This is a genomic window from Paenibacillus qinlingensis, assembly GCF_031455095.1.
Taxonomy (GTDB): domain Bacteria; phylum Bacillota; class Bacilli; order Paenibacillales; family NBRC-103111; genus Paenibacillus_E; species Paenibacillus_E qinlingensis_A.
The window spans coordinates 495,514-512,686 of sequence record NZ_JAVDSB010000002.1 but is presented as its reverse complement, the minus strand read 5'-3'; the positions used below and the strand labels follow the sequence as shown (position 1 = coordinate 512,686).

Annotated in this window: 14 protein-coding genes; all 14 read left to right on the top strand. The window is 45.4% G+C overall.

Going from position 1 to position 17,173, the window contains the following annotated elements:
- Position 1 precedes the first annotated feature (1 nt).
- The 14 genes from J2736_RS10110 (at position 2) to J2736_RS10045 (ending at position 17,165) form a co-directional block, all read left to right on the top strand.
- Entirely contained in the window at positions 2–1,936 is a 1,935-nt protein-coding gene (locus J2736_RS10110; protein WP_310226043.1) for a hypothetical protein, read from the top strand.
- Positions 1,937–1,972: 36 nt separating this feature from the next.
- On the top strand, positions 1,973–3,049 hold the full coding sequence (gene bglB / locus J2736_RS10105; RefSeq protein WP_310226042.1) for a beta-galactosidase BglB: 1,077 nt from the start codon (positions 1,973–1,975) through the stop codon (positions 3,047–3,049).
- Between the two features lie 58 nt (positions 3,050–3,107).
- Positions 3,108–4,154 (top strand): glycoside hydrolase family protein, encoded by a 1,047-nt coding sequence (locus J2736_RS10100; protein ID WP_310226040.1) that lies wholly within the window; start codon positions 3,108–3,110, stop codon positions 4,152–4,154.
- 4 nt (positions 4,155–4,158) lie between these two features.
- On the top strand, positions 4,159–5,172 hold the full coding sequence (locus J2736_RS10095; RefSeq protein WP_310226038.1) for a Gfo/Idh/MocA family protein: 1,014 nt from the start codon (positions 4,159–4,161) through the stop codon (positions 5,170–5,172).
- Positions 5,173–5,246: 74 nt separating this feature from the next.
- Positions 5,247–5,882 (top strand): D-sedoheptulose-7-phosphate isomerase, encoded by a 636-nt coding sequence (locus J2736_RS10090; RefSeq protein ID WP_310226037.1) that lies wholly within the window; start codon positions 5,247–5,249, stop codon positions 5,880–5,882.
- 118 nt (positions 5,883–6,000) lie between these two features.
- The gene (locus J2736_RS10085) at positions 6,001–6,849 is read left to right on the top strand and encodes an ROK family protein (RefSeq protein WP_310226033.1); all 849 of its coding nucleotides are present in this window, start codon (positions 6,001–6,003) and stop codon (positions 6,847–6,849) included.
- Positions 6,850–7,163: 314 nt separating this feature from the next.
- A complete protein-coding gene (locus tag J2736_RS10080) occupies positions 7,164–8,177 on the top strand; it encodes a response regulator transcription factor (protein WP_310226031.1) in 1,014 nt (337 codons plus the stop codon).
- A gap of 7 nt (positions 8,178–8,184) precedes the next feature.
- On the top strand, positions 8,185–9,987 hold the full coding sequence (locus J2736_RS10075; protein WP_310226029.1) for a cache domain-containing sensor histidine kinase: 1,803 nt from the start codon (positions 8,185–8,187) through the stop codon (positions 9,985–9,987).
- Positions 9,988–10,085: 98 nt separating this feature from the next.
- Positions 10,086–11,630, top strand: coding sequence for an extracellular solute-binding protein (locus tag J2736_RS10070; protein ID WP_310226027.1), 1,545 nt, complete (start codon positions 10,086–10,088; stop codon positions 11,628–11,630).
- Between the two features lie 54 nt (positions 11,631–11,684).
- A complete protein-coding gene (locus J2736_RS10065) occupies positions 11,685–12,596 on the top strand; it encodes an ABC transporter permease (protein WP_310226025.1) in 912 nt (303 codons plus the stop codon).
- Positions 12,597–12,598: 2 nt separating this feature from the next.
- Positions 12,599–13,468: a carbohydrate ABC transporter permease gene (locus J2736_RS10060; protein ID WP_397340451.1), complete on the top strand. Its 870-nt coding sequence runs from the start codon at positions 12,599–12,601 to the stop codon at positions 13,466–13,468.
- A 22-nt stretch (positions 13,469–13,490) separates the two neighbouring features.
- Positions 13,491–14,957: a sulfatase family protein gene (locus J2736_RS10055; protein ID WP_310226021.1), complete on the top strand. Its 1,467-nt coding sequence runs from the start codon at positions 13,491–13,493 to the stop codon at positions 14,955–14,957.
- Between the two features lie 31 nt (positions 14,958–14,988).
- On the top strand, positions 14,989–16,320 hold the full coding sequence (locus J2736_RS10050; protein ID WP_310226019.1) for an alkaline phosphatase family protein: 1,332 nt from the start codon (positions 14,989–14,991) through the stop codon (positions 16,318–16,320).
- 2 nt (positions 16,321–16,322) lie between these two features.
- On the top strand, positions 16,323–17,165 hold the full coding sequence (locus J2736_RS10045; RefSeq protein ID WP_310226018.1) for an HAD-IIA family hydrolase: 843 nt from the start codon (positions 16,323–16,325) through the stop codon (positions 17,163–17,165).
- Positions 17,166–17,173 lie beyond the last annotated feature (8 nt).

Genomic DNA, 17,173 nt, shown 5'->3' with positions numbered 1-17,173 from the left:
GATGCAACGTTATTACGATATCGCAGGCCAGCAGCTTCGTGCCAAAGAAATCATCAACTTATTGGTGGAGTTTCATCTTGCCGACTTTGACAAGGAGGGGATCTATCATGGACCTCCTGGCGTCAGTGGCATGCGGGAACGCCTATGGTTCGCGCGTGCCTTCTTAGCTTCCGAAAGTCAAGAAGCCAGGAAGTTGGCGAATCGCATCATTGTGACGACACCTTTTCGTTCATGCCATTTTGCACCGATGACGGCGATTCAAATCTTATGTTCATATAAGGAACTTCTGACCGTTCAAGCATATACGAAGCTGTATACATATCTGGAAGATAGTATGATGACCAGCGGAAATGCCGATATGGATTTCGTAGGCGTCAACGATAACTTTCCATGCATGAGTACTTTTATTACGCTTATTGGCGGGCGACTCTTAAACCTTCCGGCGTTTGAAGCTGTGGGAGTTAAACGTTTATATCAACTGAAAAGCTTGTTAACGAGACGTGGCTTTGCAACGGAGTTCAATAGCCCGACATATACAGGTGTGCAATTACGCGCATTGGCTGAAATTTCCAATTATTTGGAAGAAGGCGAACTGAAGCAAATCAGTCTGGCTTGTGAGGAACGCATATGGATGGATCAACTCAGCCATCTTCACTTGCCGACGTCTCAGGTAGCAGGACCGTATTCACGTGCCTATACGGTTGATTCCGTTGGGCATACGCATCATTCCCGTTTCGCTTTGTATGCGCTGTTCGGCGACAAGATGCCTATTCATCTTCGTAATACGCTATTTACCTCCAAAGAAGGCGAATACGGGGAGTCGATCCATCACAGTGCAGCTTTCATGCACGTAAGCGCAGCTGATGTTCTGAATACGACTTACCATTGTCCCGAGGAACACGTCCATCACGCGCTGAACAAAACGTATCCGTATCAGGTGATCGGAACGACAGAATTCAGCTCATCGACTGACGCACCTGCAAGTGGGCTGCCCCATGGAAATCCCTTATTGGAACGCGATATGGTGGAATACCCAGCTGGCGTTGGCCTTATTACAACGTACATGCAAGAAGACTATGCGTTAGGTACCTCAACGCATGAATTTCATAACGGTGTCCAGACGGATTCTTTTCACCTCATGTATCGCCGAGTGTCGGAAGCGAAAGCACAACAGGATACGCGTGCGGTATATGCCAGATATGTGTTGAATGATCATGTGCCGGGACAGACAAATACTTACGCCCGCCTGTCATCCACATCAGCAGATAGTTTATTGTGGGACGAAGGACGCAAACTGGCGATCCAAGATAAGGGAACGGTCATGGTGCTCTACAAGCCCAAAGTGATGGGGCGTTTGCAGGTTAGCAGCATGAGGCTTTCCATCATTTTGCCATGTCAATACGGAGATCCTGAGGAAGTCTGGTTAGGTGAAACCCGTTTGACGGACTTATGCGGAGCGTCTGTGCTGCCGGTGCCAGTCTTTATTAAAGATGGACCTGTATACATGGCGTTTCACCCGCTGCTCTTGACGAACCATGGGCGTCAGCATGCCGTCCGAATCGAGAAAGTGAATGGCTATTTGCTGCTTTCCTTCATGAATTATGAAGGCGATTGCAGAGATTTTGAGCCGGAAGCGTTCGTCCTTACTGGCAACGGCTTTGTTGCACAAATCGTCAGCGAGTCCGAGGTTGGAAGTTTTGAAGCCTTCAAAGAAGAAGCGGCTCAAGCGCTAATTCGAGATGAAGCATCGGCGCATGCACATTCCCGGCAGACGACGCTCCGCCGTACGTCATTTGAGGGCAGAGGCGTTAAGCTCGCATGTGAATACAGTCCAGCTAGCGAAGGAATTAAATATGTGGAAATTGGAGGCGTGATTCCGGAGAATCCACGACTCTTCATTACGGGGCTCGATGTGAGCAGATTGCCATTTCTCTAGCTTAACTGAACAGGATGAAGGAGGGTTCATACACGCATGAGTATTCCTTATAAAACAGATTCACTGCATCTCATTAACATGGTCATTGAGCAATTAAAGGAGCTAAAGGGCGGCGCGGTGGATGAAACTTGCCCGATCGGTATTATTTCCATGGATAACTGGGAATGGCCGCAGGGGGTAGGATTGTTTTCCCTTTATTCATTTTACAAGACAACAGGACGAAGAGACATTCTGGATTACATACGTACATGGTTTGATCAACAAATGGCTAAGGGACTGCCGGACAAAAATATTAACACGATGTGCCCGATGCTTACCCTAACCTATCTGTATGAGGAGGTTGGCGATGAGCGCTACTTGAACTTATGCAAGGAATGGGCGCATTACGCCATGAACGAGCTGCCACGTACAACCGAGCACGGATTTCAGCATGTGGTGTCTGGCCATAGTAATCCTGGGGAGATATGGGACGATACGCTCTATATGACGGTCCTCTTTGTCACGAGGATGGGAATTCTGCTGCAGGATGATACTTATATCCAAGAGAGTATTCGGCAATTTCTCGTTCATCTAAAATATTTGACAGATCCTGTTAGCGGGTTGTTCTTCCACGGATGGACCTTTGAAGGGCATCATCATTTTGCCAATGCATTATGGGGACGCGGCAATGCGTGGTATACCGCCGGGCTCATTGATTACCTGGATATGGCGGTTATTCCGGAGGGGGTACGGTGGTTCCTGCTGTCATCCCTGGAGAGGCAGGTTAAGAGCTTGGCCGAGCTGCAGTCCGAGTCAGGGCTATGGCATACGCTGCTGAATGATCCATCTTCTTATTTGGAAACGTCGGCTTCGGCAGGTTTTGCCTACGGAATTCTAAAGGCAGTGCGCACGGGGCTGCTGGATGAGACGTATAAATCGGTCGCGCTAAAGGCGCTTGCTGCCGTTAAAGAGCAGATTACCGAGGATGGTATCGTACAGGGAGTATCCTATGGTACTGGGATGGGACGCACCCTGCAGGAATATCGGGATATTCCGATATGTCCAATGGCGTATGGCCAATCGATGGCGCTGCTTTTGCTAGTAGAAAGCTTAAATCATGAGATAGCTGTATAGTGCTGGGGAGGGCATGTCGTTCCCGGCAAAAAAGAAGTCACAACCTAGGAGATGGGTCATGAGCAAGAGACGGCACACGCACGTGCAGATCAATGGCGGTCAATTTCTCATCAACGGACAGCTCACCTATAAATGCAGAGAGTGGCATAACTGCTCCATCGAAGGGCTGCTGCTAAATTCGCGAATGGTTCAAGGTATTTTTGACGACAGCAATCCGCAGACTCAGCATCGATGGGCGTATCCCGATACAGGTGTATGGTGCCCGGATCGAAACACCAGGGAATTCGCCCAGCATATGAAGGAATGGCGAAGCCACGGTCTGCTTGCCTTCACGCTCGGTTTGCAAGGGGGAAGTCCTGAGGGCTATTCCAGGAGCCAGCCTTGGCGCAATTCAGCATTCCTTCCGGACGGTTCGCTCGATATCGCTTACATGAATCGTCTGGAAGTAATTCTGGATCAAGCCGATGAACTAGGCATGGTCGTTATTCTTAATTATTTTTACTTCGGCCAAGATAATCGATTCGAAAGCGAGCGAGCTGTACAACAAGCGACTGCCAATGCGACAGCCTGGTTGCACGACAAAGGCTATACAAACGTGCTGATCGAGATCGCGAACGAGTGCGACAACGTGAAGTATTATCAGCCGATCTTAAAGCCTGACCGGATTACGGAATTAATCGAGCTGGTCCAAATCATGTCTCGCGCTATCTCGCCCGAGCAGCAACTGGCTGTTGGTACCAGCTTTATAGGCGGCTCCATTCCAACTGACCGGGTGGTCGAACTGTCGGACTTCATTCTTATCCATGGCAACGGGATGGACATGAATTGGCTGCCATTGCAGATCGAAGCGGTGCGCAGGAAGACAGCCTATCGCGGGCAGCCGATCGTGAATAACGAGGATGATCATTTCGATTTTGACTTGGAGGATAATCACCTCATTCGCTCAATCCAATTGGGCGTATCATGGGGATATTTTGATCCAGGAGCAAATGATTATCTGAACGGCTACCAGAGCGTGCCCGTCAACTGGGGACTTTCTACGGAGCGTAAGATGGCTTTCTTCCGTAAAGTGCAGGAGATCACCGGTGCGTCTGGACAGGAGTGAAGAGATGAAAACACGCAAGGGAATTACAATAGGGGCAGGGCATTTTGCCAATATTCAGATGGAGGCCTGGTCACGGGTGAATGGAGCCGAAATTGGTGGCATTGTGAGTCTTCATAAGGAGGACGCGATTCGGTTAAGTGAACGATTCGGAATTGCGCATGCAAGCAACAGCTTGGACGAAATGATCGCGTGGGTGAAGCCGGACTTTATGGATATTTGCACCCCGCCTGACTCCCACTTTTATTATGTCAAACAGGCTGCGAATAGGGGCATTCCAGTTCTGTGTCAAAAGCAGGTTGCACCTACACAAGAGGAAAGCCGGGAATTGGTGCAATATTGCACAGATCGTAACGTTCCCATTATGATTAACGAAAACTGGAGATGGTCAGGATGGTACCGTGAAATCAAAAGGATCATCTCAACGGGAGTTCTAGGTCGACTGTTTCATGTGTATTCCGCAATGCGAACGGGGGATGGTTACGGTGAGTCCCCTTACCCGCTCCAGCCCTATTTCAAGGACATGGATAAGCTGCTGCTCTATGAAACAGCTGTACATTGGTTTGATACCTACCGTTATTTATTCGGGGAAATCCAATCTGTTTACTGTCAAAAGAGGACGTGGAATCCGGTTGTAAAAGGAGAGGACGCTGTTATTGTGCAGTTCGATTTTAGGAACGGGATGACAGGTGTACTCGATGCCAATCGGGTTGTGTATACCGAAATAGAGCGCCCGCCAGCCTATGGGTGGATGATCCTTGAAGGCGAGCAAGGGAAACTGCGATTAGATGAACATGGACGGATTTATGTTACGTTACGAGGTTCCGTAGAACAAGAGCATAGGTATACCATTCCCGAAGGCTGGAATGGCGGTTGTGCAACCGGAGCTCAGCAGCACTTTATTGATTGTTTGAGGTCCGGAGCCCCGTTTGAAACTGAAGGGGAAGTGTATCTTACCTCGCAGCGGATTGTATATGCCTGTTATGAATCAGCAGAACATCGGAAAGTAGTCGAAATATAGTCATTTTAAAACTTACAAGACCGAAATAAACTGCCGGGCAGAGATAGTCTTTGTAAAAAAGGAGGCATGGTTGAATGAATCCTATTTTGCGTGTAATGATCACACGTTATCCAGAGTTAAGTGATTGTTTGCCAGATATTGAATTGGGATATGAAATTTTATACAATTCATTTCGTCACAATGGCAAGCTGTTATTATGTGGAAATGGTGGAAGTGCGGCAGATTGCGACCACGTTGTTGGTGAATTAATGAAGGGATTTATGTCTAAGAGGCCATTGCCCCCATTGATTAGAGAGAGTTATGAACTTCAATACCCGGGGGAAGGTGCCAGCATGGTCGAAAAGCTGCAAGGCGCGTTGCCAGCGATTTCACTCGTTTGTCACTCAGCGTTGATAAGCGCCTATGCTAACGACGTTTCTCCAGAAATGATTTATGCTCAGCAAGTATACGGCTATGGACGTCCGGGAGATGTTTTAATTGCTTTTAGCACGTCTGGTAACTCTCCTAATATACTTCGGGCATTGCAAATTGCCAGGATGCAAGGATTGAAAACCATTGGATTCTCTGGTTATAGCGGAGGTGCAATGAAGTCGCTTTGTGATGTGGCCATATGTGTTCCTTGGGAAAGAACGACTGAGATACAAGAAAGACATCCGCCCATCTATCATGCGCTATGTAGTATGCTAGAGGAGGCGTTTTTTCCCACATGACCACGCTGGCAGCAATCGATATTGGCGGAACTAAATGTGCAGTGAGTTTGGGAGTAATGGAAATGAGCGAATCGTTATTATAGACAAAATTAGTTTCCCTACTCCGTCTATGCCAAGCGTGGCAATCAATGAAATCACAAGGTCACTAGAAATTGTCATTAGCAAGCATCCTGATCGGACACCTGCGGCACTTGGCATTAGTTGTGGAGGTCCATTGAATAGTCAGAAGGGACTCATTCTTTCCCCACCAAATCTTCCAGATTGGAATCATATTGACGTAATTACTCCTTTTCGTTCACGTTATGCCATCCCAATTGGCTTACAGAACGATGCGAATGCCTGTGCGTTAGCTGAATGGCGTTTGGGGGCAGGGAAGGGTTGTAAAAACATGGTCTTTCTTACCTTCGGTACAGGTATGGGGGCAGGTCTCATTCTTAACGGACAACTCTATAAAGGAACGAATGACATGGCAGGTGAAGTGGGGCATGTTCGTTTAGATGCTGAAGGACCAGTGGGATATGGAAAAATGGGGTCATTTGAAGGTTTTTGTAGCGGCGGGGGTATTGCCAAGCTCGCGCAAACGATGGCGATGAAAGCTATACAAGAAGGTAGTGCACCATCCTTTTGTAAAAATATGAACGATTTGGCCAGTTTGTCTGCTGAAATAGTAGGAAAGGCAGCGCAAGAAGGGGATTTATTCGCACGGGATGTCTTTCATGTGGTAGGTCGTCAGTTAGGGAAAGGACTTGCTATGTTGGTAGATGTACTCAATCCCGAAAAAATCGTTATCGGTAGTATCTATGGGAGGCAACAAGAGCTACTCGAGCCTATTGTCATGACTACCTTGAGACAGGAAGCCTTATCGTTGGCTCTAGATGTGTGTGAGATTGTTCCTGCTGGACTGGGGGAGCATGTTGGAGATTATGCAGGCTTATCTGTTGCCAAGGAAGCATATGAAGGAGAATAAGGGTTAATTGATAATGGCCTTACGAGAAATCGTAGGGCTATTTGATTTCTCAAGTTGAATGCAAGGGGCATGTATTGAATTCGTCGCCTTTACCAATTGGGTTGGATTGTTTGTAGTAATCAATGGAAATGGTACTGGTTTTCAGTTAAACCAACCAATATCCTTGGAAATATTTCTAACAAATGTAATAGAATTGGTGTGGTATAGTGAAAAGTAAGTTTGCGAAATTTCCTTCCCTTAAGAGTAAGTGGGATAGAATGAGTTGATCATGGGCAAGCAGTTAAACTAACTAGGAAGATAGGAGAATTATAGGAATGTTTACAGTACTTGTAGCAGAAGATGAAATTTGGATTCGCAGCGCAATTACGGAAATGATCGAGCGCTTAGACCTGGATTTTACTGTTGTGGCAGAGGCGGCTAATGGTGAGGAAGCTTGGAATTACATACAGGAGAGCTGGCCGAATATCTTAATTACGGATATCATGATGCCAAAGAAGGACGGATTATGGCTTATCCAACAGATCTCGCAATACAACATTCCGATCGTTCCTATCATAGTGAGCGGCTATGACAACTTTACATACGCGAAGCAAGCGATGCGTTCGGGAGTGTCTGAATACTTGCTCAAACCGATTAATGAGGAAGAATTATCCGGAGCATTGAAAAGATCCATTCAAAAACTCCAAGGATTTACGGAGATGCGCAATGCTTGCTTACGGATACAATCATTTATTGAACAACTTTCTGAGTTGGATAAGCAAGAGCTCATGCTGGAACAGCAGACGCTTACGAACTATATTTTAAAGCTGAAAGTCACTCATCCAAGCATCCGTTCCAGCTATTTTCGTATCTTAATTAACAAAATGAGCGAACTTATTGCAGGTGTGTACCCCGAATTTGAACGTATTTCGATCATTGGCACGGAAGAGTCGGAGTTGAAGCATCATGTTCAGACTTTAACGGAAACTTGGGTGAAACACTATAAGGATCACTCGAAATCCGACATCAAAATCGTAATCAAAAAAGCATGTGAGTATATTCAAAGTCACTATGCCGAGGATTTAGAACCTGCAAAGATAGCAGAAATGTCATTTATGAGTGAATCGTATTTCAGTACCTTGTTCAAAAAGCAAACGGGTTCCACTTTCATTCTTTACTTAAATCGAGTTCGAATTGATAAAGCCAAACAACTGCTGCTGGATCCTGAGATGAAAATTTATAGAGTCGCGGATCAGATCGGTTTTGTGACATTACCTTATTTTAACCGGGTGTTTAAACAAATGGTTGGTATGTCGCCAAATGAATATAGAAAGAGCATGGGCTTGTGATATGAGGGTGAAAAGCACATCCATTAATGTGAAAATGACCGTCGCCTTTTTGAGTGTTAGTCTGATTTCCATTCTGTTGCTCGGTTACTTCTCAAATGTCTACTACAGTAAGGCTGTTGAAAAAGATTTTTTCAATATCTCTAAAGAAGCGGTAACCCGGTTGAATCATCATATGGAATATTATTTTAAGCAGATTCGTCTTTCGTCCTCCTCGCTGCTGCAAAGCCAGATTGTCCAGCAATGGCTCTCCAATGAAGCGCCTGTCGATATTGATGATCTTGGAAAAGATTTGAAAAGATATATTGCCCTCAATTACTCGGAAATTGCAGGTATGGGTCTGCTGTCCAAAGATGGACGACTTGCTTCGATTACAGACTATTATGGATCACAAAAAATAGAGCAGCAACAACGGTGGTCCGAGCTTCCATTAGTTCCAGAGATGAAGGTTATGCAGACGCATAAGTTATCAAATAATCAATCGGATGGAGAACCTATTCTGACGTTGCTAGTCCCGATATACAGCACAAGGACACTGGAATTAAGCGGGATGCTCATTATTGATCTGAAGCTAACCGAATTAGATGCAACATTTAGTCGTTCCAACCTAGGCAAAACAGGAATATTCTTCATCTTATCCAAAGACGATGTTGTCATCTACCACCCTGAGAGTAAGTGGCTTGGACTGCCACGCTCTGAGACAGATCTAGCTCCGCTTAATCTGAAGAAATCAGAGGAAACATCGGTGCAGTTGTGGCAGGGCAAGAAAATGCTGCATGCAGTAATTGAATCTCAAAGTACAGGATGGTCTGTCGTTACTCTTGTTCCCTTTGACGAAATGAACAGCGGACTTGTTGCAGCCCGAAATTCTACGTACATTGTGATCTTTATTATTTTCATAGGCATTGTGCTGGTGGTCCCTTTATTATCTTTTCGATTCGTTCAGCCAATTCGCAAGCTAAAAAGATTAATGAGTCAAGTCGCTAAAGGCAATTTAGACGTTAGAGCGGATATGATACCTGGAAATGACGAGTTTCAGCAATTGAATCTCAGTTTTAATGTCATGATTCAACAGTTGAACGACTTGATGGTGACTGTTGCGGATTTAAGGGTTCAGGAGGTGCAGAGTCAACTTCGACAGAAAGTGGCCGTCATTCATGCTCTGCAAAATCAAATAAACCCTCATTTGCTCTATAATTCATTAGAAATTATCCGCAGTCTAGCCTATTTAGAAAATGTTCCCATGATCGAAACGATGTCCCGCAATTTGGCTGACTTATACCGCTATACGGCGAAATGGACGGAGATGACGGTATCGCTAAAGGAAGAACTTCATCATTTGAAAAAATATCTGGAGATTATTCATATTCGGTTTCCTAAGTATTTTCAAAGTGAAATTGTAGTTCCGGAACAGTACCTATCATCTGAAATTGTCAAACTTACGCTACAGCCCATTGTTGAAAATGCAGTTAAATACGCCATAGAGCCATTAGGCGGAAGAGGGAGTATTCTGGTTAGCGCCTATACCGAAAAAAACGATCTCATTATTGAAATTACAGACAATGGACCTGGATTCGAGAAATCTGAAATTATGGAACTAAAGAAACGGTTAACCTACATGACCTCTCACATCGATGAAGGGATCGTAAAACAGGATTCATTAGGATTGACGAATGTTCATGCTAGGCTCGTCATGAAATATGGAGAGGAGTATGGCATTACGCTGACTTCGTATCCCGGAAGAGGATCTGTCATATCGGTGAGAATACCTTATCGTATTTCTTCATCCCATGAATTGGAGTCAATAGAATAGGAGAAGAAAACAAGGTTTTGTGTAACGAACGGCATGTTTGTTTTCGATATAATGAACCTAAATCATAAAAGATTAACCATATTGGAGGGAAATAGACAATGAGAAAATGGCTACTAGCAACGTCATCACTTGCGATTTTGGCTTCTAGTTTAGTTGGTTGCAGCAGTAAAGAACCCGCGACGCAATCGGTTGCAGGTACAAGTACGCCCACGGCAGCAGCGACGGCGAAAGATGACAAAGCAGAAAAACTGACGATTACAATGATGACCAACAGCTGGGAAGGCGGAGGGTGGCCGGAAAAGAATCCGATTGTTGACGAAATCAACAAAAAGCTTAACATTGATCTGAAGATTCAGTGGGTGCCCGGTGACAATTACAAAGAGAAACTAAATGTCATGGCAGCTTCGAACGAATTTCCGGACGTCTTTATGGTATATACAGCTGAATTCGCGAAATGGATCGACAAGGGCTTGTTTATGGATCTTAAGCCTGAAATCGATAAGTATCCAAACTTAAAGAAATATATTCCTGAGAACCAGTTCCAATTTATGAGCCCGAAAGGCAAGTATTATGGACTTCCTTATTATTCTACGGATATCCGGGATTCTCTCGTCATTCGTAAAGACTGGCTGGATAAGCTTGGGTTGAAAGTACCAACAACGACAGACGAACTGTATGAAGTTGCCAAAGCATTCGCAACAAAAGATCCAGACGGAAACGGGCAGAATGATACGATCGGAATGTCTTTTGCTGTCACAGCTGCAACAGGAGCTTTTACGGATAATGACCATATTCGATATGCATTTGGCTTAGGTAATGCATGGAAAGAGCTAAACGGTAAGATTGTTCCTGTGCAAGAGCAAGTAGAAGAAACGAAAGCGTTCGCCTCTTACTACCGCAAAGCGTATGCAGAGGGCGTTCTTGACAAAGATTTTGCGATTAACAAAATTGGCGATCCACTTGAGAAGTTTACGGCAGGTAAGCTTGGCATCAGCTGGATCAACCCGAACCAATATTACGATAAAGTTGAACCCGCTCTAATGAAAGTACAACCGAAAGCCGAAGTGCTTCAAATCGATCCTCCTAAGGGACCTACGGGTCAACGTGGAACGAAAACCTTCACGCCGGGCACCACCAAATTTGTCATCAATGCCAAAATTGATAAAAAGAAGCAAGACCGCATTTTGGCATTTATGGACTATCTGCTATCCGATGAAGGCGACAATTTGACTCGCCATGGTATTGAGGGTGTTCACTACAAGAAGACAGCGGACGGGAAATTCGAGAAGCTTGATGCATTTGACAAAGATCGTCCGTACTTGTTTCCGTCGTGGTTCCTACGAAGATATGACCCGATGATCCTTATTCGTAAGTGGGACAATCAAGATTTGGTTGCTAAAATCAAGGATTTATACACGAACAATGCCAAGTTCCCTATTTATAACCCTGGTGCGGCCTTTAACCCGGAAACAAGTGCCAAGTTATCAACTCCGCTCAACGCCAAATATGTGGATACCTTGGTAAAAGTGATCTCTGGTAAGGAACCTGTGGAATCTATCGATAAAGCTGTACAAGCTTGGAAAACAGGCGGTGGAGATAAAATCGTAGAAGAAATGAATGCGGAATACGTGAAATCTAAATAAAAATCGTGAGCCCTCCTTTTTGGAGGGTTCTCTATTAGGAGGTGAAGAATGATCATGTCTAAACGACTTGTATGGAGACAATGGACCAGAGGAATTCCGCTATATGTGATGATTTTACCAGGACTTTTGTTTTTTCTGTTGTTCAAATATTTGCCAATGGCAGGCATTGTCATCGCCTTTCAGCAATACGACCCGTTTCTAGGTTATCAGGACAGCCCTTGGGTTGGACTCCTGCATTTCAAGAATTTATTTGCCGAACAGGACTTTTTGCTGCTGTTGAAAAATACGATGATTCTCAGTGCATTCAATTTGTTTCTGTTTTTCCCTATACCAATTCTTCTTGCTGTTTTATTAAATGAAGTAAGAGTATCCTGGTTTCGTAAAACGATGCAGACCCTTGTCTATATGCCGCATTTCTTATCCTGGGTTGTCATTGTCGGCATCACAGTGTTGCTGTTTGCCACACAAAGCGGCGGAATTAATCAAGTGCTCGCGAACTGGAATTTACCTAGACTCGAACTATTGACTGATATGAATTATTTCCGCTATGTCTATTTGTTTCAAAATATTTGGAAAGAAGCTGGCTGGAGCGCGATCATTTTCCTTGCGGCGCTTGCTTCGGTAGATCCGAGCTTGTATGAAGCAGCAGTTGTGGATGGAGCAGGACGTTGGCGTCAGATTTGGCATATTACGCTGCCAGCGTTGCGCACGACGATTATTATCTTATTTATCTTAAGACTCGGAAGTGTGATGGAGATTGGCTTTGAACATCTATATCTCATGCAGAACAGCTTAAATCGCGAAGTCTCTGATGTGTTCGACACTTACGTGTACCGGAACGGGGTTATGCAGGGAGAATTCAGTTATACAACGGCTGTTGGGCTGTTCAAATCCGTTGTTGGACTTGTTCTCATCATTATTGCTAACTTCGCGTCTAAAAAGGTTGGAGAGGAGGGGGTGTACTAATGATGCGTAAATTCGATGCACGGGGCAAAAATGCTGTGTTCACCACTCTTGTTTACGGCTTGCTAGGTGTTACATTAATCCTAATACTGCTGCCTCTTCTGTATGTGTTAATCAGTTCTTTTTCAAGCAAACACGAAATTGTAACCAGAGGTTTTTTTCTTATTCCGCACGAATGGGTGATTGATGCCTACGGTTATTTGCTCAGCAACGAGAATTTTAAAACGGCCTTTTCTAATTCCGTTGTCATCACGGTGGTAGGAACACTAATTAATATTGTGTTTACCAGCTTGATGGCATATGGGCTATCCAAAACGTGGTTGAAAGGACGCAGAACACTGAATTTTATTGTATTGTTCACGATGCTATTCAGCGGGGGAATGATTCCCACGTATCTGGTCGTACGAGAACTTCACTTGCTGGACAGTTATTGGTCTTTATTTCTGGTAGGCGCCATCGCGCCTTTCAACTTAATTGTGATGCGCAGTTTCTTTCAGAACATTCCACCTGAGCTCGAGGAAGCAGCTAAGATGGATGGTTGTAGTGAACTGCGCCTATTCTGGACGATTGTCATACCGCTGTCCATGCCTGCCATTGCTACGTTCACATTGTTTTATGCGGTGCACAATTGGAACACTTATTTCTTAGCCATCTTGTATATCAATGATTCTACGAAATGGCCTCTGCAAGTGTTTCTGAGACAAATGCTGATCGTATCGGAATCGAGCATGGAGAACCAAGCAGGAAGTTTTGAATTCGGACCGGCTGTTAAAATGGCTGCAGTCATCTTGACGGCGCTCCCGCTGTTGATTGTTTACCCTTTTATGCAAAAATACTTCAACAAGGGAATGCTTCTAGGTTCAGTAAAAGGCTAATCCATAGGAGGTTGTAGTTATTATGCGAATATTGCTGCTAGATCTTGATTCGTTAAATCCTGAACATTTGGGTTGTTACGGGTATCACCGAAACACCTCTCCAAATATAGACGCAATAGCTAATCAAGGAACCCGATTCACGAATTACTATACATCAGACGCTCCCTGTTTCCCTTCCAGAACGGCGCTGATGACGGGACGATTCGGTATACATAACGGTGTCGTTGGCCACGGGGGAACTGCGGCAGATGTCCGTTATGAAGGGGCAGAGCGTGGATTTCGCGATCAGCTGTCCAAAGACAGCTTACCCGCATTTTTGCGTACTGTCGGATTGAAAACGATTCTAATCAGTCCCTTTGCCGAAAGGCATGCTTCCTGGTCGTTCTATGCAGGGTTCAACGAAATGCACAACACCGGAAGAAGAGGGATGGAGTCCGCAGAAGAGGTGACGCCCTCCGTCTTGAAGTGGATTGAACAGAATGGTGAAGAAGACAATTGGTTCCTGTATGTGAATTATTGGGACCCGCATACGCCATACAGAGCACCGGAAAGCTTCGGAAATCCATTTAAGGATGAATCATTGCCGGATTGGTGTACAGAAGATAATCTTCAGCGCAATAAGGAGAAAGTTGGACCCCACAGCGTTCATGAAATTAATATGTTTGACAATCATACGTACCCGCAATACCCGCGTTACCCAGGCGAAATTACCGATATGGACAGTATGCGAATGATGATCGATGGATACGATTGCGGAATTCGCCATATGGACGATCATATCGGCCTGTTGTTTCAATCTCTGGCTTCCAAAGGCGTTCTGGAAGACCTAGTCATCATCATTACCTCCGACCATGGAGAAAATATGGGCCAACTAGGCATATACGGAGAACACGGAACAGCCGATCAGGGTACTTGCCGTATCCCAATGATCATTCGCTGGCCCGGTACCCCAGAAGGTCTTGTTGACGAAGGCTTGCATTATCACTTGGACTTATTGCCGACATTGGCCGATCTATTTCAAAAAACTCCTGCGCCAAGCTGGGACGGACAGAGCTATGCTGCCGTAATGAAGGAGGAATCCTCTTCGTTGCTTGGACGGGAGTATCTGGTTGTGTCCCAATGTGCGCACGTCTGTCAAAGAAGCGTCCGATTCGGAGATTGGCTGTATATTCGCACTTATCATGACGGCTATCACTTATTTGACGATGAGATGCTATTTCACTTGGGTGAGGATCCCTTGGAGCTGAACAATGTCGCTTTACAGTATAGGCATATTTGCAAGGATGCTGTGTATTACTTAACTCAATGGCACGATGACATGATGAAGTCAATGCCGTTCGATACAGATCCATTGTGGACGGTCATGAAAGAAGGCGGCCCCTTCCACGCGAAAGGGTATTTAAAGGATTATACGGAGAGGTTGGAACTAACCGGCAGGGGGCATGCAGTCTCTGAACTCAAACGCCGCCATCCTCGTGAATTCACGTAAAATAATAATTTTTTATTGGGAGGCACCTACAATGTCCGGACAAGAAAAAGCACAATTGCCTACAGTATTAGTGATAAGCATTGATGGATTATCTTACAATAGCTGGAATCGGGAAAACGTACCCATGCCCAACTTGAAAAAGCTTGCGGAGAGAGGCGTAAAAGCTAAAATGAGAAGCATTACTCCTACGGCTACCTGGGCGATTCATACTAGCGTTGCATGCGGAACAGATCCCCGTAAACATGGGGTGTTGGGAAATTGGGTCATTGACAGAGAAACCAACGCGGTCGGAGAACATTTTGGAGAACGCATGTATCCGAAAGAAGAATCGGTTCATAGTGAAACGATTTATGATGCGGTTAAAAGGCTGGGCGGAACGACTGCAGCGATTTGTTGGCCTAAGACGTTTGGCGCTAAAAGTCTGGATTTCGTTATCCCTGAATGCTACGAACAAGAGTTAATGGAGTCCGGCAGTACGCCGGAATTGTGGAAGGAATTGGTGGAGCTTGGACTTCCCATGCAATGTTATGGACCTTGGAGCAAAGATCATGCACGTGGACAGATGCAGGATTGGCTGACAACGGAAGTGGCTAAGCATCTTATCCGTAAGCATTCTCCGAATCTGATGCTTGTTCATTATCTGCTTCCAGACAGCTACCAGCATGACTACGGAACGAATTCTCCTGAACTTGATTGGTCCTTGACTTACACGGACGAGCGAATCGGTGAGCTCCTCAAGGAATTGGAGGAAGCAGGTCGCTTAGAAGATACTTACGTGGTCGTTATGTCTGATCATGGTTTCTCTGATGCACTTTGGACATTTTATCCTAACGTATTGTTTAAGCAGCATGGTTTATTCGATGAAGAGCACCCAGAAAAGAGCAAGGTTATGGCGGTCTCCAATGGTGGAAGCGGATACGCCTATTTGTTGGAACAGGATCCGATAAAGCGTGAAGTACTTCGCTCAAAAGTGCGTTCACTCATAGCGGAGACCAAAGGAGTCGTGAGATTGCTCGAGTCCGATGACGACTTTGCCTTATGGGGGCTTCCTGTCGGTGATGAGCATGCCCGATTTAAACCTGATTTTGTGTTTGAAATGGAACTAGATTGTTTTGTTAACTTTGGGCATAAAGGTCATGATGTCACGGTGGAACGGGCGAAATTTACCGGGATGCACGGCTATTTTGCCGATCGGGATGCGATGAAAGCGATGTTCGTAGCTGCCGGACCGGAGCTGGGGCAAGGACTTTCGCTGTCAGAAATTAACATTATTGATGCGGCGCCTACAATTGCGAGCTGGTTCGGTACGACATTACCGAATGCCGACGGGGAAATACTCCAACTAGCGAGAGGAAGCGAGTAGTCATGCAAGAACAAGAGCTTGATTATCAAACAGTTTCTGGCGCATGGGAAACGCTGCTTCAAGCAGAAGCCGTTTTTTTCGATCTGGATGGGTGCATCTATTTTAGCGATAGATTAGCAGGAGGAGCCAAAGAGCTGCTTCATTTTCTGGAAGAGAAGAAGAAACAAATAAGATTTGTTACGAATAACTCAACTGATTCGGGCGTACAAGTAGCGGCTCGCTTATCTAGAATGGGGCTGGAGGTCCGACCGGAACATGTAATGACAGCAACGGAGCTTGTAGGCCTTCATCTGTTAAAGACATATGGAAAACAGACACTGAAAGTGATTGGCAGTCCGTCGCTGCATGCAGCTTTAGAGCAATATGGGCATGATGTGCTTCCGTTAGACAGTACCATTCAGGCACAGATGGTTGTCGTTGGTAGGGATACCGAGTTCGATTACAACAAACTTCAATTCCTTGTAGAAGAAGCAGATCGTGGTACGCCGTTGCTAGCGACTAATCCCGATCTGACCCATCCAGGGAACAGGGGGCAGAAAGTGTTGGAAACGGGAGCTTTATATGCGCCGGTGGAGGCTATTACGCGTAAGAAGGTCGATTACTTCGGTAAACCGGCGCCATACATGTTCCAACTCACAATGGAAAAGTGTGGGATACGAAGTTCTAAAGCTTGTGTGATGGTTGGCGACAATCTCTATACGGACATCGCCGGAGGTAGCTCTTCTGGGATGAAAACGATTTGGCTGTACGGACCAAGCGGTTCATCGACGATTCCGATAGATGCTGTGAATCCCGATTATGCCCTCCAAGATTTACAGACATTGGCAGATTTCAATACTAAGTAATCGGAGGC